This window comes from Pseudoalteromonas sp. CO342X, from assembly GCF_004208915.1.
Taxonomy (GTDB): domain Bacteria; phylum Pseudomonadota; class Gammaproteobacteria; order Enterobacterales; family Alteromonadaceae; genus Pseudoalteromonas; species Pseudoalteromonas maricaloris.
Genome location: NZ_SGPH01000039.1, coordinates 79,564 through 104,455 on the forward strand (window position 1 = coordinate 79,564; position 24,892 = coordinate 104,455).

Genomic DNA, 24,892 nt, shown 5'->3' on the forward strand with positions numbered 1-24,892 from the left:
CTATACTATTTAGCCTTATCTCACGATGTATTTTTGCGCACAGGGGACTATAAGTAAGCAGTTCGGATCCGAGCTAAATAACCAGAAGTTAGATACTCGGATCCAGCAGCCTATTTGCTAAAGGTGCTTTTTAAGAAAGTCGAGATAGGCTTGAGAGGCCTCAATACGGTTTTCCTTTTTCGAAAATCCATGCCCTTCATCGTCAAATAACACATATTTGACAGGCACATTGTTTGAACGAACGGCTTCGACCAATTCATCACTTTCAACTTGCAGTACACGTGGGTCGTTTGCACCTTGCACAACCATCAATGGCTTAGTGATATTTTTGGCATGGAAAAGTGGTGAGATACGATGCAAACGCTCCTTATCGGTAGCCGGATCGCCTAGCTCATCATATAGAGACTTCCTATATGCTTCCCACCATGGTGGAATAGACTCAAGGGTTCTTACCCAGTTAGTCACACCAAAGATGTTGATCCCTAATTTGAACTCTTCAGGCTCAAATGCCAGGGCCGCTGCAGTCATATAGCCACCGTAGCTCCCGCCCATTATGCCGATACGATCAGCATCGACCCAGTCTAGCTGTTGTAGATATTTTTTACTCCAAACGATGTCTTGTAAATCATCCTCACCATGACGTTTGTCGTCTAAATGGAAGAAGGTTTTACCATAACCAGAGCTGCCTCGGTTGTTTACGGCGAAAATCGCATACCCTTGATTGACCAGATGCTGAGTAAGTGCACTATAACCAGTCATGCTTTGGCCTCCGGGACCTCCGTGAACAAATACGAGCGCGGGCACTTTATTTGTCGAACTAGCAAGCTTTGGCTTGTAGAGTACGCCTGGCACCTCCAAGCCATCAAAACTGTTAAAGCGAGCGATGGTGCTCTCGACCAAATGTTCGGTATTGATTTTGTCGCTCAAGGTTGAGGTCAACTGCTTAACTTCATCACTGCCAACACGCCATACGTACAAGTTATTTGGCGAGGTGTCCGAATTTAAATAAAAAGCCATCAGCTTTTCGTCATCGGAGAAGTTAACGCTGTTGATACTACCTGCAGGGAGCTTAGGGAGTTTAATGTCCTTGCCTGTTTTAAGATCGGTGATCGTGACTTTTACGCTAGAGTCTTCGTTTACTCCTACAACACGATAGCGGTTGGAATCGGAGAAATATAAGAACCTCACGTCCCAGTTTTTTTCTATGTACGGCGTGTGTTTACCCGTCGCGATTTCATAGCGCCAATTTTGATAAAATTCACCATGGGCATCGGTGCCATAGTATAAATATTTGTCATCTTTAGAAAATGCTGAAGCGGAAAAGTTTGCCTCGTGCGCCACGTTCGAAATCTCAACGAGAGGGGCGTCGGGGTTATGTAAGTCGAGTAAGAAGAGATCGCTATCTTTATTACCTTGCGCATTGATAAGTGCAAGATAGCGATCGGTTTCACTCACCTGTTGGACATTTAAATTCTTGTCATTTTTATAAATAAGTTCACTTTCGTAGGTGGCAGCATCAAAGCGATATAGATCCATAAAGCGCTCGTCACGCTGATTGCTTAACACGTAAAAGGCGTTGTTATCGTTAGTAAAACCGATAAAACCTGCTCTCACTTTTTCTCCTGGCGTGAGATCTTTGACGTGGCCATTTTCGTCACGGACAAAAACATGAAAGCGCTCATTGCCACCGTTGTCTCGTGTGAATAAGATGCGAGGGTCATTTGGAAAATATCCGATAGGGTAGGTTGAATCGGTGGCATCTGTTATTTGTGCTCTTTCACCGGTTTTGACGTCAACTTCATAGAGGTTATATATTCCCGATTCGTCAGAAGTGACCAAGATTTTCTGTGCATCAGGGCGAAACGCGCTGCCTTGAATATTTGTGGTATCAAAAAACGTTTCTGCTGAATAGGTTTTAAAGTCCGAGATAACTTGGTTAGTTTGCGGCTTATCAACTTGTTGAGTTGTTTGGTTACATGCACTGAGCGTGGCGAGCAAGGTGCACGCAATGAGTGATTTTTTAAACATAATTTCCCTGCATTCATTTTTATTATTGATTTCTAGCATATAACGATAGGAAACAATGGCAAGCATCTGGCTAGGGTTTTGTGTAAACCAATGTAGTGGTTAGGATGTGATTGTCTTTGCTGCTGAAAATCAGCGTAAAGGATAATCACATCCCAGGTTTTTTTAAGTGGTTATTTTAGGTCAAATCGGTCTGCATTCATTACTTTGGTCCATACCTCAACAAAGTCACGGACAAACTTCTCTTTGCTATCATCTTGTGCGTACACTTCGGCGTAAGCGCGCAAAATAGAATTAGAACCAAAGACGAGATCAACGCGAGTCGCAGTCCATTTAACCGTATTCGTATCGCGTGTTTTTATCTCATATAGGTTCTCTCCACTTGGCTCCCAACGATATGCCATATCGGTCAAGTTGACGAAAAAGTCATTACTCAAAGTGCCAACGTTATCGGTAAATACGCCATGCGATGTTTGCCCGTGATTGGTGCCAAGCACGCGCATTCCGCCGATCAGTACGGTCATTTCCTTGGCAGTGAGCCCCATCAGTTGGGCTCTATCAAGTAGCATTTCTTCTGGTTTTACGCTGTAGTGCTGTTTTTGCCAATTGCGAAAACCGTCATGTACAGGCTCTAATACATCAAATGACTCAATGTCGGTTTGCTCGTCTGTGGCATCGCCTCGTCCAGCGGTAAAAGGCACTTGAACTGATACTCCGGCATTTTTAGCCGCTTGTTCAACGGCAGCGCAGCCACCCAATACGATTAAATCAGCCATGCTTACGGTAGGCGTAAAATTACTTTGTACGGCTTCCAATGCCGCAAGTACTTTCGCTAGACGCTCCGGCTCATTTCCAAGCCAATCTTTTTGCGGGGCTAGGCGGATCCTTGCACCATTTGCACCCCCTCTAAAATCGGAATATCTAAACGTTCTAGCACTATCCCACGCGGTGGCTACTAATTCTGAAAGCGTCACATTGGTTGCTAGAATTTGTTGCTTGAGTGCGCTAATTTCACTGTCGTTTAGGGTGTAGTTAACGCTGGGGACGGGGTCTTGCCAAAGTAGATCTTCGTTAGGGACTTCAGGGCCTAGATAACGACTTTTTGGGCCAAGGTCGCGATGGGTAAGCTTAAACCACGCTCTTGCAAAAACATCGTTAAAATAGTCGGGGTCGGCATAAAACTTCTCTGAAATTTTACGATAAGCAGGGTCCATTTTCAGTGCCATATCGGCATCTGTCATCATCGGCATGCAGCGTTTAGATGCGTCTTCAGCATCAACTGGTTTATCTTCTTCTTTTATATTGATAGGCTGCCATTGCCATGCACCCGCAGGGCTTTTGGTCTGCTCCCATTCGTATGTGAACAGCAAGTAGAAGTAGCCATTGTCCCATTGAGTTGGGTTCGTCGTCCAAGCGCCTTCAATACCACTGGTTACCGCATCAGAGCCAATGCCACGCGAGCTGTGATTCATCCAACCAAAACCTTGTTCATGCAAGTCCGCGCCTTCGGGCTCCGGGCCTAATTCATCGGCATTGCCATTTCCGTGAGCTTTACCCACAGTGTGTCCGCCAGCGGTTAGCGCAACCGTTTCTTCATCGTTCATTGCCATTCGAGCGAAGGTAACACGCATATCTTCAGCTGTTTTTAACGGATCGGGATTACCATCTACGCCCTCAGGATTAACGTAGATAAGACCCATCATCACAGCGGCAAGCGGGTTTTCTAAATCGCGTTCGCCGCTATAACGGCTGTTTTGGTTATTTGAGGGAGCCAGCCACTCTTTTTCGCTGCCCCAGTAGGTGTCTTTTTCCGGATGCCAGATATCTTCTCGGCCACCGGCAAAACCAAAGGTTTTGAATCCCATCGACTCATAAGCAACATTGCCCGCCAGCACGATTAAATCGGCCCACGAAATACGATTGCCATACTTTCTTTTAATCGGCCAAAGTAAACGCCGCGCTTTATCTAAGTTTCCGTTGTCCGGCCAACTGTTTAGCGGAGCAAAACGCTGATTACCCGTGTTTGCACCACCGCGACCATCCGCGACACGATAACTGCCCGCAGCATGCCATGCCATTCTGATCATTAACCCTCCATAGTGTCCCCAATCTGCTGGCCACCATGGCTGCGAGTCTGTCATAAGTTGCTCGAGATCTTTTTTCAGGACGGGGTAATCGAGGCTGTTAAATGCGTTTTTGTAATTAAAATTGGCATCCATCGGATCGGTCTTCGTATCGTGCTGATGCAATATGTCTAAATTCAGGCTATTTGGCCACCACTGGTGCTCGCTATGCTCTGACGACGTATTTGCACCATGTGCAAAAGGACAAATCGATGGTGTATTTTGCTTCTTATCCATGGGAGATCCTTGTTTGTTCGATGACGGAAGATTGCTAAGGTATATTGTCTTCTAAGTTTGTTTTTGCAGAAGTTTGATCAATATGTACATCGGACAAATTGTACGCCACGAGCAAAACACGCTCAGAGGAACAAAAATCAAATCGCAAAGACCAGATAAAGGTAGTCCCGATAAGTGCTTTTTACCAGATTTCGGTGGCCTTAAAGGCCAATATTGAATACCAAGAAAGTGGTGACATTTGTGACTTTCTGGGAAGTGTTCACGCCAAATCTGACTGATCACATGACTTTTTATTAGATGCTTGAATATTCAATAAAAGTAAATAAATATTGCGCAAATCGTCTAAAATTGTTTGTTGGAACGATTTAATTGTGTTATCAGTATAAAAAGGCGCAATAAATAACCTATTTCATTCCCCGTAGTGATAATAAGAAACTTTCTATCGTCAGCGTCTAACTATAATTTGGAACGTTACAAAGGAAACCGTTATGACAATAACAAAACAAAAAACGACTTTGGCGTTGGCAATCGCCAGCTTGTGTGGTTCGGGCGCTATGGTGTGGACGGCCCCTGTGTTTGCTGAAGAAGCAGCGTCGGAACCTGTTGAGAAGATCATGGTGACGGGGTCGCGTATCGCGCGGGCAAACCTAAGTAAACCTGGTGCGGTAACCACAATATCTAGAGCGGATATTGAGCAAACCGGGTTTAAAAATATTGGTGATATGCTGCAAAATCTAACGGTTTCCGCCAGTGCACCTAATGCTTCTCAAAATGAAAATACGTCGGGCGTGACAAACTTTGACTTACGCGGTTTAGGCGCACAGCGCACATTGGTCTTGCTAAATGGCCGCCGCTTACCAAACGGGGGAAATGGCGCGGATGCTGCGGTTGACCTAAGTGCTATACCTACTGCGATTATTGAACGTGTTGAAATTTTATTGGACGGTGCCTCTTCTATTTACGGCTCTGATGCGGTGTCTGGTGTCGTAAACATTATTACTCGCCAAACGGGCGATATTTTTGAGATCAGTGGCTCCATTGGCCAATCCGCTGAAGGCGATGCTGATACGACTTCTTTAGAACTCGTAACAGGGATTGTTGGTGATAAAGGGCGTTTTATGGTGAGTGCCAGCTACGATGAAAAACAAGAAGTGTATGCTGGCGACAGAGACTTTAGCCGCTATGATTTAACACTTAATCCCGATGGCAGTTACGGCCAAGGCGGTAGCTCCGCAATGCCATGGAGTAACCTAAAAGTCACGGATGAAAACGGCAAGGAAATATTTGTTACCCGAGGCCCAGAATACGGCGAGTGGCGTGAAACTATCTCCGATGCGTCACTTGCACAAAATGATTTATACAACTACCAAGAGCCGAGCTTGCTACAAACGCCTTTTGAACGCTATAGCATGAGTGCGTTTGGCGAGTATGATCTTGGCAATTTGAAGTTTTCGGATGACGTGGTATTCAATTTCGAGGCGCTTTATTCACATCGAAAATCCACTACCAATGGTGCGCCTCAGCCATTAGTTCCAGTTTGGGGTGGGTATTTAGATTTCACTTACTCTCCTGATAACTATTACAACCAACAATTTGGTCCGAAAGACAAAGATGGTAATCCTTATGCCATCAATGACTGGCGTCGCAGAATGGTGGAAACCAATGGCCGTATGAACCATGTGGAAAACAGCCAATACCGTATTGTGATGGCGCTCTCTGGTGATTTTAATGCAGATTGGAGCTGGGAGCTGGCCTACAATTTTGGTCGCAACTCAAACAAACGACTAAAAACCGGCATATTCAATTGGCCAGCGGCTAAAAATGCGGTTGGTCCTACCCATTTTGATGATCAAGGCGTGCTGCGCTGTGGTGCTACACCGGATACGCTAATTGAGGGCTGTGTGCCGCTTAATATCTTTGGTCAACCCGGCACCGACTCTGAGATCTCCGAGGACATGCTAAATTATCTCTCTGGTGATTGGCCAGGGATCCAACAAGGTCATAACCAGATTAAAATCGCCAGCGCGAATGTAAGTGGGGTAGTGGCGAGTTTGCCTGCGGGCGACCTCGGTGTGTCTTTTGGTATCGAAAATCAAAAGGTTGAGGCGCGCAATCAAACAGATGCCGTTTCTATTAATATTTTAGTTACGGATGGGTTAGGTAGACCAACTGGCGGCGAATATTCGCTCAATGAAGCCTACCTAGAAGCCGTTGTGCCACTGTTATCAGACCATGACTGGGCGCAGAGCCTAGAGGTAAATCTCGCGACTCGATATTCAGACTTTGATACGTTTGGCTCGACCACCAATTCAAAAGTGGGCGTATTTTGGGCGTTGAATGAGCAGTTGAGTTTTAGAGGGACTTGGTCACAAGCATTTAGAGCGCCTAATGTGGTGGAACTTTATAAAGGAAGGTTACCTGGTTTTGAAAATGGCGACGATCCTTGTGCTGTAGCCAATCCAAACCAAAACTGCGTTAGCACAGGGGTTCCCACTGATGGTAGTTACCGAGAAACGATCGGACAGATCAGAACCAATACTGGCGGTAACACGGAACTTGACCCAGAAACCGCAACGAGCAAAACACTTGGGGTGATTTATCAGCCGAGCTGGCTTACTAACGGTTCAATCACCTTAGATTTTTATGACATCCAATTAAAAGATGCCATTGGTAACATTAGCGCGGTGACTAAATTGAGTGAATGTATGAATAATGGTTTGTACTGCGACTCTGTTCATCGTGTTCAATCTGGTGAGTTTCAGGGAGTGATCACCGGCGTTGATGTGTTTAATGAAAACCTCAATGCGTTAAATCGTCAAGGGGTAGACGCTGAAGTTCGTTTTGAAATCGGGCAGTTTTCATTTGGTGATTTGAGTACTGCACTAAACTGGTCATTTGTGAGTAAACATGAAGTCATTGAACCAGGCCTTGCAACCAATGACAGAGCCGGACAGCGCGTTAATGGCCAGATGGCGGTGCCTGAGCACAGAGTTAACTTTGCACTTAATTGGCAGCATGACGACTTTAGCGCAAGTTGGCAAAGTTACTACATCGATTCGATGATAGAAGAAGTATCGGTTAAACAAGGCGACCAAATCGTTAACTTTACCAATACCGTTGATAGCACGCTGACACATAATGCTCAAGTAACCTACCATGTAGACTCTGTTGATACTCAAATCACGCTGGGCGTTAACAATCTATTGGATGAAGCGCCGCCTTTTGCGACGGGTAATGGAAATAACGCAGATCCCATTCATTCGTCTTTATATCTGGGTCGTGAGTACTATCTAAGATTTAAGACAGAGTTTTAATTTCACATTGTTTCCCTGTGAGAGTAAGACAAAGCGGGCTGGGTTAGCCCGCTTTTTTCATTACCTTACACGCTGTTTGGCTAACTCATGGTTTGTTGTGGCTGCTGATCTTGTGAAACAGGCACAGAAGTTTGTGCTGCCGCGTTGATCCGTGACACTGCTTTCCAACAAATCAAGGCCATTAAACACATAAGTGCAGTTACAATAGCAAAGTCAACTCTCGTTTGAGTGGGTAATGTATTGTACTGGCTAACAAAAGACGCCGCATTCATGACCGCGCTTAAGCAATAGCAAATGCCACTTAAACCTAATAATACTTTGCTAAACGACAATACATGCTTTGCGAATTGGCTGCTAATGAGTGCAAAGATAAAGGCTGAAAACATCGAAAACTTAACCGTCTCTAGTTTGTCTATGTGACTTGTCGATAGAAAAGTTGTCATCGCGAAACCAATGGCGATGGCCAATAGCACACCGATAAAGCCACCTGACGTTAATCGTTTTACAAATAATAGACTTTTAGCACTTTGCTTTTTCTGCTTAGCACGCTTGTCAATCCACATCAAATTACCGGTAACGATTAAATAGGCGGTTGCAAGGCCAAGACTCAAAAATGCCAGTCGCATGCCATATCCAGCAAAATCTCCAAAGTGAAGACTCGCGATGGTAGAGAGCCCTGCGCGAACAGCGTTGTCGTAGTTGTTTTCAGTGAGGTAAATTTGTGATTGGTCGTTTAGTGTGTATTGTACTTCTTTGTAATTTGAAAAAGCATCGTTACTTTTCGCGGTAAAACTCACTACTGCGTTTTTGTCGCCAAAGTGGGTGATTTCCACCGTTGTGAGCGATACATCTCCTAACGTATCTAGTGCCTTTACTCTTAGTTGATCGATGCCGCGCATTGGTCGTGATTGCTCCAGTGCTTCGATATTTGGTTCATTAAATCCAGCGGCTTGGAGTAGGGCGGTTTGATTGCCACCGTAAAGTAAGACGGCGTATGAAATCTGATAAATGATAATGAGATTAAATACTAATCCCGTGAAGGCATACATTATGTGAAAAGGTAGGCCCATCGTGCCAATTAGATTATGAGCATCTAACCATTTGTCTTTTTTACCTTCGGCGCGATATTGGAAAAAGTTTTTGGCTATTTTGCGCCAGTGAATGATGATCCCGCTTAGTACAGCAACGAAGAAAAATAGGGTGATGATCCCAACAAAATAGAGTCCGGCGCGGCCAAGCCCTAAATCATAGTGCAACTCATAGAGAAAACTGGCAAATTCAAATCTGTCGGCATCAGCGAGGACTTCTCCCGTCTGTGGTGATAGCAGAAGGTGCTGGTCTTGATGATCTTCGCCGGTGATCGGGTGCGGCTCGTCTAGATGGGTTGCAAAGTAAACTTCAATAAAAGGGTTATGTGGCGTAGGCTCGCGCATAAAAAAGCCATGGTGTGTATCGACATCGTATTGCTGCGCAATTGATGTAATCGCCTTGTCGTAGGAAATGGCGCTAAGTGGCTCGTTAGACTGGGCGGCTAAGGAGGCACGCTCCCAACCTGTGATGTTATCTCTGAATAGGCTCAGAGATCCCGCAATAAACACAATGAATAGTACCGTTGAAATAATGATCCCAATCCATGCATGTGCTTCGGTCAAAGATTTTAGTGTTTGATTTTTCATTGTTTATCTTATTAACAGTAATGCTGTGTTTAGTAGCAAAGAGGGGATAAAGATAGCAAACAAAGGTTTGCATGCGGCTTTAGCGCTTGAAAATGCATAGCTCCAAACTAAGATCCCCGCCCATATCGGAAATGCAAGCACTAGGCCTATCATCAGTTTTGTGGACTCTGAAAATGGCAGGAGTAAATTGAGGTTTAGCACCAAAGAAATAGACAGTAATAGCCCTAAGAAAAATCCAACTAACGTTTTAGGCCACATAACTTATTCCCCCAAAAAATAGAGATAGCAAAAAAACCAGTGTTGAGCATAGATAGAGGCGCTTTACTGAGTATCCACTTATTAGCGTCACCGACACCAAAGAAAACATAATTAAAACGAGACTGGCCAACATTGCAGAAATAATTGGGTATTGCAGAGTCAATATAATAACCCCGGACAAAACAAGGACTAAAGCTATACTGTATGCTGTGGGTTTATGTATCGAAGAGGCCAAAAATCGTTGCTTAGGACTTGCTAAGTAGAGTAACACGGCGGTAAACCAAAACGGTATAATTGAGAAAAAGCTCATGATGGTGATAATCATTATTGTTTGCAATTGATTGTAATGATTATAGGTATGTTGTTCAAGGGGGAAAGTAATAATTGCAGTGAGAGAGATAGCCTAACCGGAGTGGGGCGGTTTAATGCTTGAAAAAACCGCTTCTTCATCGCGGGATAAAGCTCGAGTGGAAAACTGTAAGAGCGGGTTTTTGAAATGACTCATTATAAACTCCGCTCTGAAAATGGTTAGCTAAGTGTAAAGGTGCCTTGCATAATGGCGAAATGGCCCGGGAAAGAACAGAAGAACTTGTAGTTGTCACCTTGCTTTAACTGCTCAGTAGAGAAGGTCACTGTGGTTTGCCCGCCACCGCCAATCACCTTTGATACGGCTAAAACGCGGCTGTCGTCTGGCTTTACATAACTATTATTTGCACCTGCCGACATACCATCGGTTGCAATGGCTTGAACATCTGCAGCTTTGCTCAACACCCAGTTGTGGCCCATGGTGGTAACTGGCAGTTTACCCGTATGCTTTAACGTGACTGAAATTTCTTTACAGCTAGATGGCGCACTGAGTGATTTTTTAGAAAACTGCATCATGTCGTTGGCTTCGATGCTGAGCTCACATTCATTTGCTGATGCGGCATGGGAAAAAAGAAAGGTACCGACGCTAAGCAATGTGATGGAAAGAGAGGTTTTCATATCTAACTCCTTAATTAAAAATAATTCTCATTATTATCTTTGCCAAGGTGAATGTAAATGGATGCAGATCAATAAAACGGGTATTTTCGCTAAATGACTGAATTAAAAGGTGAAAAGCAAAATGGAAGTTTAACAGGCCCAGATGTTCAGGCCATCAATGCAATGGAAAGCCGTCAAGCTGCTAGAACAAGGCAGTGGTTCTTTTAAAACCATTGCCTTATGGCTGATGTCGTTGCTGTAGTCCTAATCAGGCAAGACATCAGCTAATTCGACTTGTTGCTATCGCAACAAGTCGCTAATTTGTTTATGACGCAGTAATAGTGCAGCTATCCACCCTGCGCACCTTTTGCAGTGCCGAAAAGAGCCTAGCTTTGTCGTTTGCAAAGAGCTGTTCGGTGTTTATTATTTGGTTAAACAAGCCTGCCTGTTCATCCGTGAGGTTACCGTGCTTGGCAAGATGCTGGGTCAGAGTTTCAAGAATGGCTGCACCAAGCTGATTTAATGTGCTTCTTAGCTGATCCAAATTGGCGTCTTCGTTTGGTACGCCTTCAGCTAGCCATTGTGCCCGGTATCTGTATTGAATCGCCTTTGCGGCATCCATCTGTGCTTGGAAAAACGCCTCAACGCTTGCACTATCCAGACATTGCTGGCGGGCTTGCTCTAGCGCTTTTGAGAGCACAGTGGCCTCACGGGATAAGTCTTCAATTGGCCTGTGTTGTTGTGCTTTAAACAGTGCTACAGGCTGCATCTGAGCAAGGCGTTGGTTGATATGTGAGAATAACTCCTCTACAGAGTCTGTTCGCGTTTTGACCAATGCATTCGCCTTTTCAACGATCTGTGCCAGCGCGGCGCGAGCTTCATCTTCGCTTATCGGCTGATATCGTTTTTCCATTTTCATCAGACCAAACAGCGTATGGTTGTCCGCGTTATCCTGAACGCTTACTTCGCGCAGTGTCAGCTCAGGGTAAACCACTTTAAGTGCGCAGCTACCTACGGCAACGGTGTTTTGGTCAAATTGTCCATTTGCAAGTAAGCGAGCCGCTTCGTTGGTGCCTTTGGGTACGGGCTTGGTTTGTACCTGATGAGCATTGAGCCAATGACCAATTTGGTTCAGGGCTGCCGGGTGGGATGCTGCATGCGTAATTTTAGCTGTCTTGTTCAATCCAAAAACACACATTTCGATGGGCATATGCACAGCGGCACTCAGCTCCGTTACCTTGTAGTTACGCATCGCATTGACAATGGCTGGGACCAGTTGTCCTTCAATAGTGGAGTTGGCCAGCGCGCTGAAAGCCCAGCTCTGCGCTTGCGCGGCATTGGCATAAGTATGCTCCGGGGTGCCCGAGTAAAAACGCTCATAGTCCTGCGACTGGCGGTTGGCGAGTAGGTCAAGTGCAGCATGATTAAAACTCCCCGGCCCGGCTTGTACATAGACCGACGTGGCATGGGTTGTCAGTGTAAACAGCAGCGCGGGTAACGCCAGTAAGCGAAACATAAATGACAATTTCAAGGGCTTTTCCAAAGGTTTTACAGGCAAAAAACGGATCCTAACAGAACCATTAAGTGCTGTCCTGCAAGCGGAGTGATTTATTGATAATTTACAGCGTACTTTATGTGCCTGCTTACTCGCCTTTTAGCATCAATAAGTACCTTTTTATTACCGCCAGCCAGACGCTTATAAAACGGAAAAATAATCATGCCAAGCACGTTAACAAGCGGATAAAACTGTATCAGTGACAGGGTGGAAACGGCGGTCTATGCTTGAAATGACTGCAATTAAAGGGTGATTTCAAAGATGAAAAAATACTGGCTGCTGCCATTGTTGTTTACTCCACTATTTGTCAATGCGGCGACATCTTCTACCGTAACATTGGCTTCCGATTACTTATTTAATGGCGTAAGTCAAACTAAGGAAGACGAAGCGCTTCAAGTTAGTCTCGATTGGTTTGGAAAAAGTGGTTGGTATGCTGGAGGCTGGGTGTCTCAAGTAGATTTTGGAGATGGTACGGATTTAGAAGGAGATCTGTATGGTGGCTACAAATTTACGCTAACTGAAAAATTAAAGCTTGATGTTGGTCTTTCGCAATATACCTATCATGGTGATGATGTGAGTTCTGATTACAACTATGCAGAAGCCTTTGCAAAGTTTAATTATGGCCAGACAAATTTAGACTTTTGGTATGCATGGGATTACTTTGGAACAGGGGCTGCTCACGGGATAGTGATGCTCACGCATAGTATCCCAATTACAGATCGGTGGTTACTGACGCTCGGGGTTGATCATTCAATGAGCTTTGATAGTGATAAATACGAATGGGAGTCGGGTGATGATGACTATACCCACTGGCATCTAACTGGAACTTACTCGATTAGTACTTGGTCTTTTTCATTGGGTTATGAAAGCAATGACATTGATTCCTATGCAGATTCTACATTTTTGGCGTCAATTTCAAAAACATTTAATTTCTAAATTTACCTTTTATTAACTTTTGTGTTGATTTTAGTTGCGAATTGTACTTTTATATAGCTATATGATTGATGCTTCATAACTTTTTATAGGAGTAAGCAATTGATGAGGTAATAGTGATAAAAGCTATGGAGTCGCAATGATGAAGGATACGATAAAACTAACAGCACTCTCTTTGGCGGTATTTTCTCGGTTTAGCTTTTCAAGCCCGCTAGAATTTGCCGGTGGTGCAGACATGTCTAAGTTAGTCGAGGCAGAGCACATATTGCCAAATCTCAATGACTACACAACAAACCTTGTGACCGTAAAAGGGGTGGTCACTCATGTTTGCAGAAAATTAGGTTGCTGGATGACGCTGCGAGTAGCAAATGGCCTAGACGTAAATATCGAAGTTGAGCAAGGCGATATGGTATTTCCACTTGCTGCGATTGGCCGTGAAGCCCATGTGACGGGGCGCTTCGAAGCGCTAAACCAGCGTGCATTGGTTTGCGTGAGTAAAGCAGACGATGAAACGGCGCTCATGCGTTTGGGGTTTAATCCAACGGCCGTAACTATCTCGCATTTAGTACAGCAAGTAAAACACAGCTAGGCTCCCAAACGTGGTGACATAGAGGTTTTTAAAACGAAACGCCAGTATTACCGCGACCGTTGCGGCGACTAAATAGGGGTTGCTTGGCGTGATGGCAAGTTGCTTGTCTTGAATAAATACAATGGGTACCCAAATGGCGGTCAGTACGCAAGGGGCGCTAAAACTTAAAAAGCGCTGTAGTTTAGGGCCGATAGTAAAAGGCAGTTGTTTTGCCAAAAATAGATACCGAGTTGCAAACGTGACGCAAGCCATGGCTAAAATAGTGGTGATCATACACGCTCCTTTTTACTTTGTAGCACATATCCCACCGACATCCCGAGTAGTGCTGAGGCGATTAAACCAAATTCAAAATGGATCAGTTTGAACACTAAGATAGTTACTGCCGACGTTAAACAAGCACATAACACGGGTAATGCGTTAATACTCGGGACCACTAAAGCAATAAATATTGCCGCAATCGCGAAGTCTAAGCCAAGGTTGGTCAAGTCAGGTAAAAACTGACCTGCGACGATACCAATGAGCGTCCACAGATTCCATGCAACATAAAAGCTACCACCTGCGATGAGCGCATACACGAGCCGAAGTTTGCCTTGATAGGCGCGGTGGTGATGGGAAAACGCAAACAATTCGTCAGTGAGAAAAAACGCAATGGGGCCACGCCATTTAAGGGGCTTATCTATCATTTTGTTGCGGATCGCAAGGCCATAGAGTAAATGTCTCGCGCTAATAATAAAGGTAGTCGCAAGCAAGGTGATAAGCGCGGTGTCTTTGGCAATAAGCTCTATTGCCACTAACTGCGCTGAGCCTGCAAAAACTAATAACGACATTAACTGTGCTTCGAGCGGCGTAAAGCCATTTTGCACGGCAAGGGAGCCACACAATATTCCCCAAGGAAGCACGGCGAGATTTAATGGCAACATATCCCAAAAGCCTTTGCATACTGCGACTTTCATATTAACAAGCCTTGCTATATTGACTGGGAGTGATCCCCATATTCTTTTTAAAGTGACGGTTGAAATGGCTTTGGTCATAAAAGCCTACGCTTAATGCTGCATGGGAAACACTTTTGCCACTGCGCAGTAATGCCTTGGCATGATTAAGCCGGTGTTGTATTTGAAAGGCATGGGGAGTGAGGCCAGTGTGGGCCTTAAATACGCGAATAAAGTAAAAGGGACTCATGCCGACAAGGCTCGCTAAGGAGTCGAGTGACACATCTTCAAATAAATTATCCAAAAGAAAATGGCGTGCTGTGGTAATTCGCTGCTTCACCGAAGGGATTTTTGTATTGAATGTGACTTTGCCTTGCTTATTGCTTAAATAAGATAGCAGAGTAATAAGTTGAGACTGCTTTTCAAGTACGCTGGTATCACATTCTAAGACGTTAAAAGTGGTGTTCATGAGTGCCGCAAGCGCTCGGTCGTGTACCACTGCATCATGGAAAAAAGGAGCCATTGCCTTGCCATCACCAAGAAACTGATTAAATAGTTCAGGCGTTGGGTAGAGTGAACGGTATGAAGACTTATCTTTGGACGCCTTTCTGCAGTCGTGCACCTGCTCTGCATTAATCAAAATGACACTATGCTGACTAGCTAAGTGTTCACCGCCACTGCGGTAGAATCGCTGCGCACCACTATCCACTAGGGCAAGCGTATAGCCGCTGTGGCTATGTCTACCAAAGTCTTCCTGCTTATCAATGTTGTGTAGTACTTCTAGGCCACCGAGTTCACGGTGAAAACTAAACTTTGAGTGTTGCATAATTCTCTCCCCCATTGATGAAAAGCGTATCTGTCTTCACTCAAAAAGTCTTGTACAAAATTGCACAATGCCACAAACAATAACCGGGCTAATAACGCCTAATGCCAAATCTCTTTTTTGATCACGTTAACAAGGCGGTGATTGATTAAACATCGGCCATCGATTACTTTAAGCTCGTCTTCATACACACCGTTAAATACAGTGATTGGGGCATCGGATTGAGATTTTGGCTGCTGATAAAGAACAAAGTAGCTGTTAGCACTAAACTTATTTGCCTCGATAGGTTGAATATCGGCACTGGTTATCATGTGTATACTCTTTGTTGTTTTTATAGCTTGTTGCTGCCTTATTGTTATTTCTTCAGCGCCAGTAATATTGATATTGAGTGCTGGGATACTAAATGTTGCATCCTTTGTAAAAACACTTTGATATTCTTGCGCTAAACCCGAATCTCGATATTTTATGTAATTGTGTAGTGTCGTTTCACAGAGGCGCTGGTTACTGCTTGGGTTGGTGGTCATGCAACCACTCATAACACATGCTGCTGCAACTAAAAGGAAATATGATTTCATAACATGACCCTAATTTTTTGCTCTCAACCTGAGGTTTGGATAAGGAATGAGCTGATTCATTGTTTTTAACTCACGTAAAATTATTCCCTTGTCTAGCCAGAGAGTTTTGGGGATAACAAGACGAATTTACGCACCAATAGCTGGCTATTGGAAGTGAATTCAACGCAGTTAGCGCTAAAACTGGCTGCTAGAAAGGCATTAATTATCCGAAGCTCAGGTTCGATAATCTCAGTGAGTTTAACTGTATTGTCAACCAAGCGAAAGCGTATGATTTATCTGGACGTAGCGATTGCGTAAACATGTAAAGCCCCTTTACAGCTTTTTCTGCTGCGGTTTTATTAGATGCTACTGATCTGTTAAGTCTGTATTTATGGCATGCAGATTTTCACCTTATGACAATTTAATATTGACGAATAAATTAACTTAGTTTACTTTTGTGAAAGCGCTTACATTTTGCGTGTGTTTTTTTAACTCCATTTGTAAGCGCTTACATTTGTTACTAGGAACGCGCTGAGTAGTCTTCCAGCGTATAGCTAAATAACCTGCTCTGAGAAACGATGAGTTAATCGACGGCTTATCTAAGCCTCAGGTTAAATAATAAAGTTCTTAGTATTCAACCATTTGACAACGACGTTTTGCATCGGGGTAACTGATGAAAATTGCAGCAAGAAAATTAACAAGGCTATGTACCGCAATCTCTGTGGCTATCATAGCGGGATGTGGCGGAAGCGCCGAGACAGAAACTAATTATAAATCCGTTGATACCACAGCGCCGGTTTCAGATTGGACGCTAGTGTGGAGCGATGAATTTGATAGCGATGCGATAGACACATCTAAGTGGACGCACGAGGTAAATTGCGACGGCGGTGGCAACAATGAAAAACAGTGTTACACCGACAGTGAACAGAACGCGTTTATTGCCGATGGCATGCTGAATATTGTCGCTACCCCTGCGCAAGCAGGCGCACAACTGCCGTATACCTCGGCAAGATTGAACACCAAATATAAAGCTGACTTTAAGTATGGCAGATTCGAAATGCGGGCCAAGCTACCAAGCGGGCAAGGCAGTTGGCCCGCATTTTGGATGTTGCCTACGGATGAGGTTTACGGTGGCTGGCCCAAGTCTGGTGAAATAGACATCATGGAAGCGGTAAACCTCAAGGTGGCTAATGAAGACGGCTCGGTTGAATCTAACGTGCATGGCACGCTTCATTACGGCCGTGATTGGCCTAATAATGTTCACACCGGTAAAGCATACGCCATACCTGATGGTGTAAATCCAGCCGATGACTTCCATACCTATGCTGTGGAGTGGCAAGAGGGTGAGATCCGTTGGTACGTTGATGGTTATCTCTATGCCACGCAACGTCAATCGGAGGTTCGTTACAACTCAAAGCAAGAAGCGGTTGGTTTAAAACACCGTGGATGGTTTGATGAATACTACGAGCAAGGCTCAGGCGAGCTGGTTACTCATTGGGATAGTGCGCCTTTTGATCAACAGTTTCACCTTATCTTAAACCTTGCCGTTGGCGGTGATTGGCCTGAAAACGTTAATAATAAAGGTATCGACTCGGACGCCTTTGTGAACGGACAATCGTTTGTGGTTGACTATGTCAGAGTGTATGAATGCGGCTCTAACCCTGAAACGGGCAAAGGATGTGAAACGGTGCGTCCAGGCTACGACGACCTTGAGGATGCGCTAGTCGAAGGCGAAGCACCTATTCCGTCGCCACCTTCTTCGGGTACCGCTAAAAACCTAACTATCTTTGATGATAATTTTAATGTTAACTGGCCAGCTTGGGATTGTTGTGGTGGCTCTACGCCTGCATTGGTTGCAGACGAAAGCCGTGGCAATGTTGTTGAGTTTGTGGTCGGTGAGACGCCAACCGTAAATGGCTTTACCAGTCGTGCCGAATTTATCACAGATCCAAGCGGTAAAGCCTCGCCATTTGATGCAACGAGTATGCTAGAAGCGGGCTATATTCGGTTCGATATGCAAGTGACACAAATGCCTTCAGACCCGAGCGCAGCATGGAAATTTAAAGTTGAAAGCCAAGGTGCTTCTAGCGCTGCTGAACTCGATCTTTTTGCAAGCGTTGAAGGACAATCACCAGCCGCAGGCTCGTGGCAAACTTATACCTTCCCACTACAGCAGTTGGCTGATGCAGGACTTGATGTGTCAGCTATTGATGTAGTGATGATCTTCCCAGCATGGGGTGCCGGTAATGGTGCTATCTATCGTGTTGATAAGGTTGAGATTGCACAGGATACAAACTTACCTTCGTTGACCTTATTTGAAAATGCTATTAACGCTGAGTGGCCGCTTTGGGATTGTTGTGGTGGCTCGACACCGGCTGAAGTCTCTGACGATGCGACGCATGGTATTGTTGCTGAATTTACGATTGGTGACACACCAACGGTAATGGGGTTTTCGTCTCGAACGGAAGTGGGCGGAGCTGGAAAACCGTTTGATGCAACTGCAATTTTAGCAGGTGGCGTAGTACAGTTTGAGATGAAAGTTATGAGCTTACCGTCAACACCTGATGCCCCTTGGCTACTTAAAATTGAGTCTGATAACGCCGCGAGTGCGGTTGAGCTACCACTATCTGAATCACAAGAGGGTGTAGCGCCACAGGCCGGTGAATGGCAAACCTATACTTTCCCAATTGAAGCTTTGGCTCAGGCAGGACTTGATCCAAGTGCAATTGATGTGGTGATGATTTTCCCAGCTTGGGGCTCAGGTAGCGGTGCGGTTTATCGTGTTGATAACGCAAAAATCTTTCATCCTGACGGTGACAAGGCGAGTGGTGGTCTAAGCTTATTCAAAGATCAAGCTGCTGAGCAGTGGTCAATTTGGGATTGCTGTGGTGGCTCTACACCCACAATCGAAGTCGACGAAGATGCAGCCCATGGTCAAGTTGCGCAATTTGTTATTGGTGCAACCCCAACTGTGATGGGGTTCTTAGCGGATGACGATGTCTATTATGATGCTTCCCATTTACTAGAAACTGGCGTAGTTAAGTTTGATATGAAAGTGACTTCAGCACCTGCAAATATCGACGCTCAATGGCTGTTTAAAATTGAGTCAAATGATGCCAGTGCAGCGGTAGAGCTTGCTCTGAACCAAAGCGCTGAAGGTCAAGCTCCAGAAGTTGGCAAATGGCAAACGTATACGTTTCCACTTCAAGCTTTGTACGATGCTGGACTCGATATTAGTGCCATTGATGTCTTGATGGTATTCCCCAGCTGGGGAATGGGCGAGGGCGCCGTTTACCGCATAGACAATGTTGAAATCGTCAGTCAATAAGCCAGTGTGGATCGCCAATAGTGCTTTGAACTCGGTGATCCAGCAGCAAGAATAGAATCGCAGGGCAGTCATGAATAACAAACAATTCAATAAAAGTAAGCTTGCCGTTCAGTTGTCGCTAGCAATAGCGATGAATGCGGGAATGGTCAGCATAGCTCAAGCAGAAGAGCAACAAGCAGCCGAAAAAGTCGAAGTGATTGAAGTGAAAGGGATCCGCGGAAGTTTGATCCGTTCAATGGATTTAAAGCGCTCCGCATCGGGGGTTATGGATGCCATTTCGGCAGAGGAAATGGGGAAATTTCCAGATACCAACTTAGCCGAATCTTTACAACGGATCACCGGTGTTTCGGTCAGCCGTGCCAACGGTGAAGGCAGCCAAATTACCGTACGTGGTTTTGGGCCTGATTTTAACTTGGTGACATTAAATGGTCGTCAAATGCCGGGCACAGGTAATACTCGCTCGTATAACTTGGAAAACCTAGCCGCAGAAGGCGTGAGTGCGCTTGAGGTATATAAAACCGGACGTGCTGATGTACCAAGTGGCGGTTTAGGGGCTTTGGTCAACATTGTCACGGCTAAGCCACTACAACGCCCAGGGCAGCACTTTAGCGCAACAGCAAAGGCGATTGTTGATACCTCTAACGAAGCGGGAGATGATGTTACACCTGAGGTTTCCGCGGTTTATAGTAATACCTTTGCCGATGAAACCTTTGGTTTTGGATTTTCCTTCTCCCATCAGCAACGTGATTTTCAAAAGCAGCAAGCCAATATTCAAGGCTGGCAGGCCAATGTTGATCTACCTGATTTAGACCCGTCTAAAATCATTGATGGCCGTGCTGAAGATGCCGAGGGTAATAAAGTCGGAAATTACTTTTTTCCAAAAGACATGAACTACGGCATTGAAGATCTAGAGCGAGAAAGAACGAACGGTCAAGTTACCTTTCAATATGCACCGACTAACGGTTTTGTTGCCACCTTAGATTATACGGCAAGCCTTGCCGTAACTGGCTCTAATACGGTGGGGTGGGGTATTTGGAATGAGTTTGGCGGTAATATAAATGCCTATGAGTTAGATGCCAATGGCACCGCGGTTTATGCCGATATTGGCGGTAATGATGCATCTTTCACTGCAAATAGAAATACGACGGAAGTCGAGGCGCGTTCACTTGGATTAAATCTGGACTGGCAAATTAACGATAATTGGCATGTAGAGCTTGATTATCACGACTCGAAAAACGAAACCGATAATGGCGCAGATAAAGGTTTGGGTAGTGACGGTCAAATCATCTTAGGCTCAGATCAGTTGCTCACTAAGATTTATGATTATCGGCAGGGCGAAGTGCCACATGCAAATGTGCTTTGGAAAAATGGCACGAATGAACTCATGGCAAGTGAAATTGATTCTAACTTTAGCCAATTTATCCATTCTCCCGGAGAGGCGACAGTCGAGCAGTTACAACTTGATACCACTTGGTTTAACGACAGTTTTGATATTGGCCTAGTGAGTGTGCAGTTTGGTGCAGCTCGCACTGAACAGTCAACTGGGGGGTATGAAGCGTGGAGTGGTCTACGAGGAGGACCGGGTTTTAATCCTTCGTTTAAAGAAATTTTCCCAGATAGCATGTTTACGCGCCATGAAACTGGCGATTTGCTAGACCAATTCGCTGGTGGTGGCAGTGACTTACAGCCGGGGTATTACTATACCTATGACTTTGATGAAGCTATTGCAAGGCAGCTTGCGTATCTTACAGAAGATGTGATCGGTGCTGACTACTACTCGGCGGATGCCTATTTTGATGGCATAGACAGCCAAAGTAGAGTTGATGAAACCACTGACAGCATCTACTTGCAATCCAAATGGGAGTTTGAATTTTCTGACTACTTTGTGCAGATCAACGCAGGCCTGCGCTATGAACAAACGGATGTGACAAGTGTGGTGCGTCAGCGTGTGGAAACGCAAGTGAATTGGGACAGTCCATCTGAATGGATTATGCAATACGCTGCGGGCGGTGATGACAATTTCTTAACGCAGGAAGGGGATTACGACATTCTATTACCGATGATCGATGTGCGTTTTGATATCACCGAAGATTTAATTGCACGAGCGTCTTGGGGCAAAACAATGTCGCGTGCGCCGCTTAGCAATCTTGCGGGTGGCAGAAGTTTGTCAGGCAGCCCAAAACCGGGAGCAAGAACTGGCTCTCGAGGCAATACAAATCTATTACCGTTTGAGTCGACCAACCTAGATTTTTCACTTGAATATTATTACAACGAAGGAAGTTACGCGTCACTTGGCTACTTCAAAAAAGAGGTCGATAACTTTATTCAAACCACAATCACGCAAACCACCATTGAAGGTCTTTACGATATTTACAATGGTCCAAGGTATAAACAAGCGATTGCAGATATTGAAGCCCGTGGAGAGCAGGCAACCAGTGATGCTATTTTTGCGCAAATGCTCGCCAATAGTCACGGTAATGCCGATGGTAAAATTGAGCCAAGCAGTGACGATCCTTTGATGGTATGGAACATCAGCCAGCCACAAAATACCGATAGCAAATCGGTTGATGGTTTTGAAGTGGCGGTACAGCACTTATTTGGTGAAACGGGATTTGGCCTTGGTGTAAACGCAACTTTTGTTGATGGCGATGTTGAGTTTGATAGTGAAAGCCTAGTGCAGCAAGCACCGCTGACGGGGTTGAGTGACTCGGCTAACTTCCAAGCATTTTACGAAAAAGACGGGTTATCGGTGAAGTTAACCTACGCATGGCGTGACGCTTATCTTATCGGGGTAGGTCAAGCGCAAGGCTCGGCAGATGCACCACCGCAATATGCCAAGTCTTACGGTCAATGGGACGTTAGTGTGAATTACGATATTGATGAGCAGTTTACGGTGTTCTTTGAAGGTATAAACTTAAACAATGAAACCGAGCAAGGATATGGTCGTTATGAAGAGCAATTCTTATTTGCTCGTCAATACGGTCCAAGATACTCGGTTGGTGTGAGGTATACTTTTGAGTGATCTTTTTCGCATCTGTTCACTAAAACCAATTTCACTTAATTAAGCAAATTGGTATAAAAATGCAGACCGATGAGTCTGCATTTTTTTGGCTCTAATTCAGTAGGGGCGACTTTATGTCGCGCTCATTCAAGTACATATTTCATAGGGTAAAGATAAGGCTTACTTCGAAAAAGGGTTTTTTTGATAAACTCAGTACGCCGCTTCCACCTATCGCATATTACTTTGTAAATTCATGATTTAGTGTGATGATGCGGTGAGTGTGAATCGGACATGTTTGCGGGGTTGATGTTTTGGACAATTATTTGCTGTTTGTAGGTGTCGCCTTGGCGACAATTTTATTACCAGGGCCTGCGGTGATGCTGACTATCAATAACTCAATTCAAAGAGGTTTTGCCAAGTCTTTAGCTGGTATTTGTGGTGTCGCGCTCGGGATTTTGATTGTCGCCGCGGTATCGGCGTCAAGTTTAGGTGTGATTTTAGCCAATTCGGTGTTGGCATTTACGGTCGTTAAATTTATTGGCGCTGCATATCTTTTCTATTTAGGCTACAAAATGTGGCGAACTAAAGGTGAAAGTAAAATAGGCAAGTCTATTGCTGCAAGTACGATGAAAAAGTGCTTTTTAGAAGGCTTTTTTGTTTCGATCACCAATCCTAAGGCTGTTATTTTCTTTATGTCTATCTTTCCGCAATTTATCAATGTGGAAAATGCCTTTATGCCGCAATTTATGTTGCTGGTTTTTACCTTTAGCCTGCTGGTGTTTATGGTACATATTTCTTATGCGGTGTTTTCTGGCCTTGCTAAGACTAAATTGTCGTCACCGAAGAGTATGACGATGATGAACAAAGTGAGCGGTGGCGTGTTTTTTGGGTTTGGCGCCGGTTTAGTTGCCGCCGGTAAGTAGTTTGAGTGGCTTAAAAATGTAAGCATACTCCCTTTTCCCGCGAGTAGTTAAAGGGAGCAAAGCTTGAATTCGGCATTGCTTAGCTCCGCACTGCAGCAGGCTTACTCGCCTTAGTGCGACTGGTTGGGCTACTTAGATTTGAATAAGCGCTTGAAGCACTCATTAAGCCAAAACAACCCAAAGTTGTTAATATGCCAATGACGACGTAAATAATAAAATCGATTACCATGATGTTGCTCATATCTAGTTCCTCTCCGTTGGTACAATGTGCATTAAATTCTGTGGGTTTCTACGTGTGATTCGACGACACGGAAACTCTGTGGGACCTCAAACTGAGGCATTAAGTTAAAAACAATCGCTGGGTACTTAAACTTTCTGTTTCTCGATGCGCTTGTAGGGCTTAAACAAGTGATATAAAGCGGCTCGCCATCCAAATTAAAATGAAAGTTATTGCTGCAATCTGACGATTGAGAATGCGGCCCTCTAGGAGTGTTCTGCGAAACTAGGTTTTGCAATTCCTGCAGTTTACGCCAAACAGACTTATTAAAGTCGCTGTCATCTAAGTCTTGGCTCTGCTCAAAAACCGCCACAAACGCGGCACTTTTCATGCTGTCAAAATCTACCTTTTCGACAAAAGAATAGAGGCTCGTTATCAAACTAAAGTTGTTGTGTCTTGAGGTGAGATCGCCAAAACCTAAAACCTCAACATGGTTAAACGCTAATTCGGCTCTATTACCACCACAAATGCATGGAAATTGCTGCTTGTTCACGAAATCAATAAAACTATCTTGCAGCTCGGGTTGTGGTGTCATGTTTTATGCTCCTAATGTTGTTATTTGCGCTAGTTGGTTTTAGTGGTTTCCAATGCTGAATGGCGAAATGCATCTACATTGTTTATCTATCACTATGTAAGCAAGGCTCGAACCACAAATTTAAATGTTTAACTTATTGAATTTAATTGGTTTTTAATCTTCGTGTTTTAATGGGGTAAATTTTTCACGTTTTATTCAGGTAAGAAGTACACGGTTGTAAAAATTGGTAACGGTGGGTTTTTCGCTCCGGGCAAGGTTTACCCAGATTGGTTGTTATTGTCCGAGTAAAGGTAAGTTTTTGAGGTTTTTATAGTCCATTGCAATGGCGATACAGCGGTAGAGTAGCGCGGCTGGCATGTCTTCTTCCAGTTTAAGGGCTATCGCTCGGTTTCCTTCAAACTGTAACTCGTCGGAAAATAGTACTCTAAATGTATCAACTAGCTTCGTTTGGCAGTGAAAATAAAGGTGATAGTTAGTAGGCGTTTTGGCTTTCCAAGCTATACGGAAAGGGCTACCCGATTTAACACTAAAGCTTAACTCTCCCCACTTTATTGCCTCAATCACCGCGCCAAAGTTTTGCTCACTGGCAACCTGCATAACGAGGCTACGCAGTGCCCTGATTTTTGCTTGTGCAGCAGGTGGATAGGTACTAATCACTTGTTCGGCTATGTTTGACACTCTGGCTTCCTTGGTGTTAGCTCATAAAGTAGAGTATTAAATTGAGCTGGTGAGGGCAAGTGTGCTCTTGGTGTGACTTTTTAAATCGCTTGTTTGTGCCCTGTAAAAAGAACAAACGAGCGCATCAGACAATTGGCTTATCTTAGATTTCTTAAATTCTAGTCCACATTA

19 protein-coding genes are annotated in these 24,892 nt (G+C 44.5%); 6 read left to right on the top strand and 13 right to left on the bottom strand.

Features of this window, described 5'->3' with window-relative positions:
• Positions 1–117: 117 nt before the first annotated feature.
• Together EXT47_RS18510 and katG are read right to left on the bottom strand one after the other, a co-directional pair.
• Positions 118–2,028 (bottom strand): S9 family peptidase, encoded by a 1,911-nt coding sequence (locus tag EXT47_RS18510; RefSeq protein WP_130127277.1) that lies wholly within the window; start codon positions 2,026–2,028, stop codon positions 118–120.
• A 170-nt stretch (positions 2,029–2,198) separates the two neighbouring features.
• On the bottom strand, positions 2,199–4,385 hold the full coding sequence (gene katG, locus EXT47_RS18515) for a catalase/peroxidase HPI (protein WP_130127278.1): 2,187 nt from the start codon (positions 4,383–4,385) through the stop codon (positions 2,199–2,201).
• A gap of 488 nt (positions 4,386–4,873) precedes the next feature.
• On the opposite strand from katG, the gene EXT47_RS18520 reads away from it, so the two are divergent.
• Positions 4,874–7,699, top strand: coding sequence for a TonB-dependent siderophore receptor (locus EXT47_RS18520; RefSeq protein ID WP_130127279.1), 2,826 nt, complete (start codon positions 4,874–4,876; stop codon positions 7,697–7,699).
• Positions 7,700–7,779: 80 nt separating this feature from the next.
• On the opposite strand, the gene EXT47_RS18525 is transcribed toward EXT47_RS18520, so the two are convergent.
• From EXT47_RS18525 to aroQ, 4 genes are all read right to left on the bottom strand, one after another.
• Positions 7,780–9,375 (bottom strand): PepSY domain-containing protein, encoded by a 1,596-nt coding sequence (locus EXT47_RS18525; RefSeq protein WP_130127280.1) that lies wholly within the window; start codon positions 9,373–9,375, stop codon positions 7,780–7,782.
• 3 nt (positions 9,376–9,378) lie between these two features.
• Positions 9,379–9,633, bottom strand: a complete 255-nt coding sequence (locus EXT47_RS18530; protein WP_039491737.1) for a hypothetical protein — start codon at positions 9,631–9,633, stop codon at positions 9,379–9,381.
• 528 nt (positions 9,634–10,161) lie between these two features.
• Positions 10,162–10,617: an azurin gene (gene azu / locus EXT47_RS18535; protein WP_130127281.1), complete on the bottom strand. Its 456-nt coding sequence runs from the start codon at positions 10,615–10,617 to the stop codon at positions 10,162–10,164.
• 304 nt (positions 10,618–10,921) lie between these two features.
• Positions 10,922–12,127 carry a gamma subclass chorismate mutase AroQ gene (aroQ, locus tag EXT47_RS18540; RefSeq protein ID WP_226899280.1) on the bottom strand — a complete coding sequence of 402 codons (1,206 nt, stop codon included), beginning with the start codon at positions 12,125–12,127 and terminating at the stop codon, positions 10,922–10,924.
• Positions 12,128–12,412: 285 nt separating this feature from the next.
• Here aroQ and EXT47_RS18545 point away from each other — a divergent pair, with 285 nt between their 5' ends.
• Positions 12,413–13,087 (top strand): TorF family putative porin, encoded by a 675-nt coding sequence (locus tag EXT47_RS18545; RefSeq protein WP_130127283.1) that lies wholly within the window; start codon positions 12,413–12,415, stop codon positions 13,085–13,087.
• Between the two features lie 136 nt (positions 13,088–13,223).
• Complete coding sequence (locus EXT47_RS18550) at positions 13,224–13,673, top strand: DUF4920 domain-containing protein (protein WP_130127284.1); 450 nt, start codon at positions 13,224–13,226, stop codon at positions 13,671–13,673.
• Here the strand turns inward: EXT47_RS18550 and EXT47_RS18555 are convergent.
• From EXT47_RS18555 to EXT47_RS18570, 4 genes are all read right to left on the bottom strand, one after another.
• Positions 13,647–13,946, bottom strand: a complete 300-nt coding sequence (locus EXT47_RS18555; RefSeq protein ID WP_039491726.1) for an AzlD domain-containing protein — start codon at positions 13,944–13,946, stop codon at positions 13,647–13,649. The two genes, EXT47_RS18550 and EXT47_RS18555, sit on opposite strands and share 27 nt — an antisense overlap.
• On the bottom strand, positions 13,943–14,626 hold the full coding sequence (locus EXT47_RS18560; protein WP_010607477.1) for an AzlC family ABC transporter permease: 684 nt from the start codon (positions 14,624–14,626) through the stop codon (positions 13,943–13,945). The genes EXT47_RS18555 and EXT47_RS18560 overlap by 4 nt, the downstream gene beginning before the upstream one ends.
• A 1-nt stretch (position 14,627) precedes the next feature.
• Positions 14,628–15,428 (bottom strand): AraC family transcriptional regulator, encoded by an 801-nt coding sequence (locus EXT47_RS18565; protein ID WP_130127285.1) that lies wholly within the window; start codon positions 15,426–15,428, stop codon positions 14,628–14,630.
• A 98-nt stretch (positions 15,429–15,526) separates the two neighbouring features.
• Positions 15,527–16,000 carry a nuclear transport factor 2 family protein gene (locus EXT47_RS18570; protein ID WP_130127286.1) on the bottom strand — a complete coding sequence of 158 codons (474 nt, stop codon included), beginning with the start codon at positions 15,998–16,000 and terminating at the stop codon, positions 15,527–15,529.
• 652 nt (positions 16,001–16,652) lie between these two features.
• On the opposite strand from EXT47_RS18570, the gene EXT47_RS18575 reads away from it, so the two are divergent.
• The 3 genes from EXT47_RS18575 (at position 16,653) to EXT47_RS18585 (ending at position 23,231) form a co-directional block, all read left to right on the top strand.
• Positions 16,653–19,307, top strand: a complete 2,655-nt coding sequence (locus EXT47_RS18575; RefSeq protein ID WP_130127287.1) for a glycoside hydrolase family 16 protein — start codon at positions 16,653–16,655, stop codon at positions 19,305–19,307.
• A gap of 70 nt (positions 19,308–19,377) precedes the next feature.
• Positions 19,378–22,329, top strand: a complete 2,952-nt coding sequence (locus EXT47_RS18580) for a TonB-dependent receptor (protein ID WP_130127288.1) — start codon at positions 19,378–19,380, stop codon at positions 22,327–22,329.
• Between the two features lie 323 nt (positions 22,330–22,652).
• The gene (locus EXT47_RS18585; protein WP_019647445.1) at positions 22,653–23,231 is read left to right on the top strand and encodes a LysE family translocator; all 579 of its coding nucleotides are present in this window, start codon (positions 22,653–22,655) and stop codon (positions 23,229–23,231) included.
• A 79-nt stretch (positions 23,232–23,310) separates the two neighbouring features.
• Here EXT47_RS18585 and EXT47_RS23900 read toward each other — a convergent pair whose 3' ends face one another.
• The 3 genes from EXT47_RS23900 to EXT47_RS18595 all read right to left on the bottom strand — a co-directional run bounded on the left by EXT47_RS23900 (position 23,311) and on the right by EXT47_RS18595 (position 24,721).
• Positions 23,311–23,472 (bottom strand): hypothetical protein, encoded by a 162-nt coding sequence (locus tag EXT47_RS23900; protein WP_162836402.1) that lies wholly within the window; start codon positions 23,470–23,472, stop codon positions 23,311–23,313.
• Positions 23,473–23,503: 31 nt separating this feature from the next.
• Complete coding sequence (locus EXT47_RS18590; RefSeq protein WP_130127289.1) at positions 23,504–24,043, bottom strand: YqcI/YcgG family protein; 540 nt, start codon at positions 24,041–24,043, stop codon at positions 23,504–23,506.
• A 273-nt stretch (positions 24,044–24,316) separates the two neighbouring features.
• Positions 24,317–24,721: a DUF1801 domain-containing protein gene (locus EXT47_RS18595; RefSeq protein ID WP_130127290.1), complete on the bottom strand. Its 405-nt coding sequence runs from the start codon at positions 24,719–24,721 to the stop codon at positions 24,317–24,319.
• Positions 24,722–24,892: the final 171 nt, after the last annotated feature.

Bases quoted from the DNA above. Each gene is read 5' to 3' on its own strand.
- EXT47_RS18575 (WP_130127287.1), top strand. From the start codon at position 16,653: ATGAAAATTGCAGCAAGAAAATTAACAAGGCTATGTACCGCAATCTCT.
- EXT47_RS18545 (WP_130127283.1), top strand. From the start codon at position 12,413: ATGAAAAAATACTGGCTGCTGCCATTGTTGTTTACTCCACTATTTGTC.
- EXT47_RS18550 (WP_130127284.1), top strand. From the start codon at position 13,224: ATGATGAAGGATACGATAAAACTAACAGCACTCTCTTTGGCGGTATTT.
- EXT47_RS18590 (WP_130127289.1), bottom strand. From the start codon at position 24,043: ATGACACCACAACCCGAGCTGCAAGATAGTTTTATTGATTTCGTGAAC.
- EXT47_RS18580 (WP_130127288.1), top strand. From the start codon at position 19,378: ATGAATAACAAACAATTCAATAAAAGTAAGCTTGCCGTTCAGTTGTCG.
- azu (WP_130127281.1), bottom strand. From the start codon at position 10,617: ATGAAAACCTCTCTTTCCATCACATTGCTTAGCGTCGGTACCTTTCTT.
- EXT47_RS18510 (WP_130127277.1), bottom strand. From the start codon at position 2,028: ATGTTTAAAAAATCACTCATTGCGTGCACCTTGCTCGCCACGCTCAGT.
- EXT47_RS18525 (WP_130127280.1), bottom strand. From the start codon at position 9,375: ATGAAAAATCAAACACTAAAATCTTTGACCGAAGCACATGCATGGATT.
- EXT47_RS18565 (WP_130127285.1), bottom strand. From the start codon at position 15,428: ATGCAACACTCAAAGTTTAGTTTTCACCGTGAACTCGGTGGCCTAGAA.
- EXT47_RS18530 (WP_039491737.1), bottom strand. From the start codon at position 9,633: ATGTGGCCTAAAACGTTAGTTGGATTTTTCTTAGGGCTATTACTGTCT.
- EXT47_RS18555 (WP_039491726.1), bottom strand. From the start codon at position 13,946: ATGATCACCACTATTTTAGCCATGGCTTGCGTCACGTTTGCAACTCGG.
- EXT47_RS18570 (WP_130127286.1), bottom strand. From the start codon at position 16,000: ATGAAATCATATTTCCTTTTAGTTGCAGCAGCATGTGTTATGAGTGGT.
- EXT47_RS18560 (WP_010607477.1), bottom strand. From the start codon at position 14,626: ATGAAAGTCGCAGTATGCAAAGGCTTTTGGGATATGTTGCCATTAAAT.
- katG (WP_130127278.1), bottom strand. From the start codon at position 4,385: ATGGATAAGAAGCAAAATACACCATCGATTTGTCCTTTTGCACATGGT.
- EXT47_RS18520 (WP_130127279.1), top strand. From the start codon at position 4,874: ATGACAATAACAAAACAAAAAACGACTTTGGCGTTGGCAATCGCCAGC.
- EXT47_RS23900 (WP_162836402.1), bottom strand. From the start codon at position 23,472: ATGAGCAACATCATGGTAATCGATTTTATTATTTACGTCGTCATTGGC.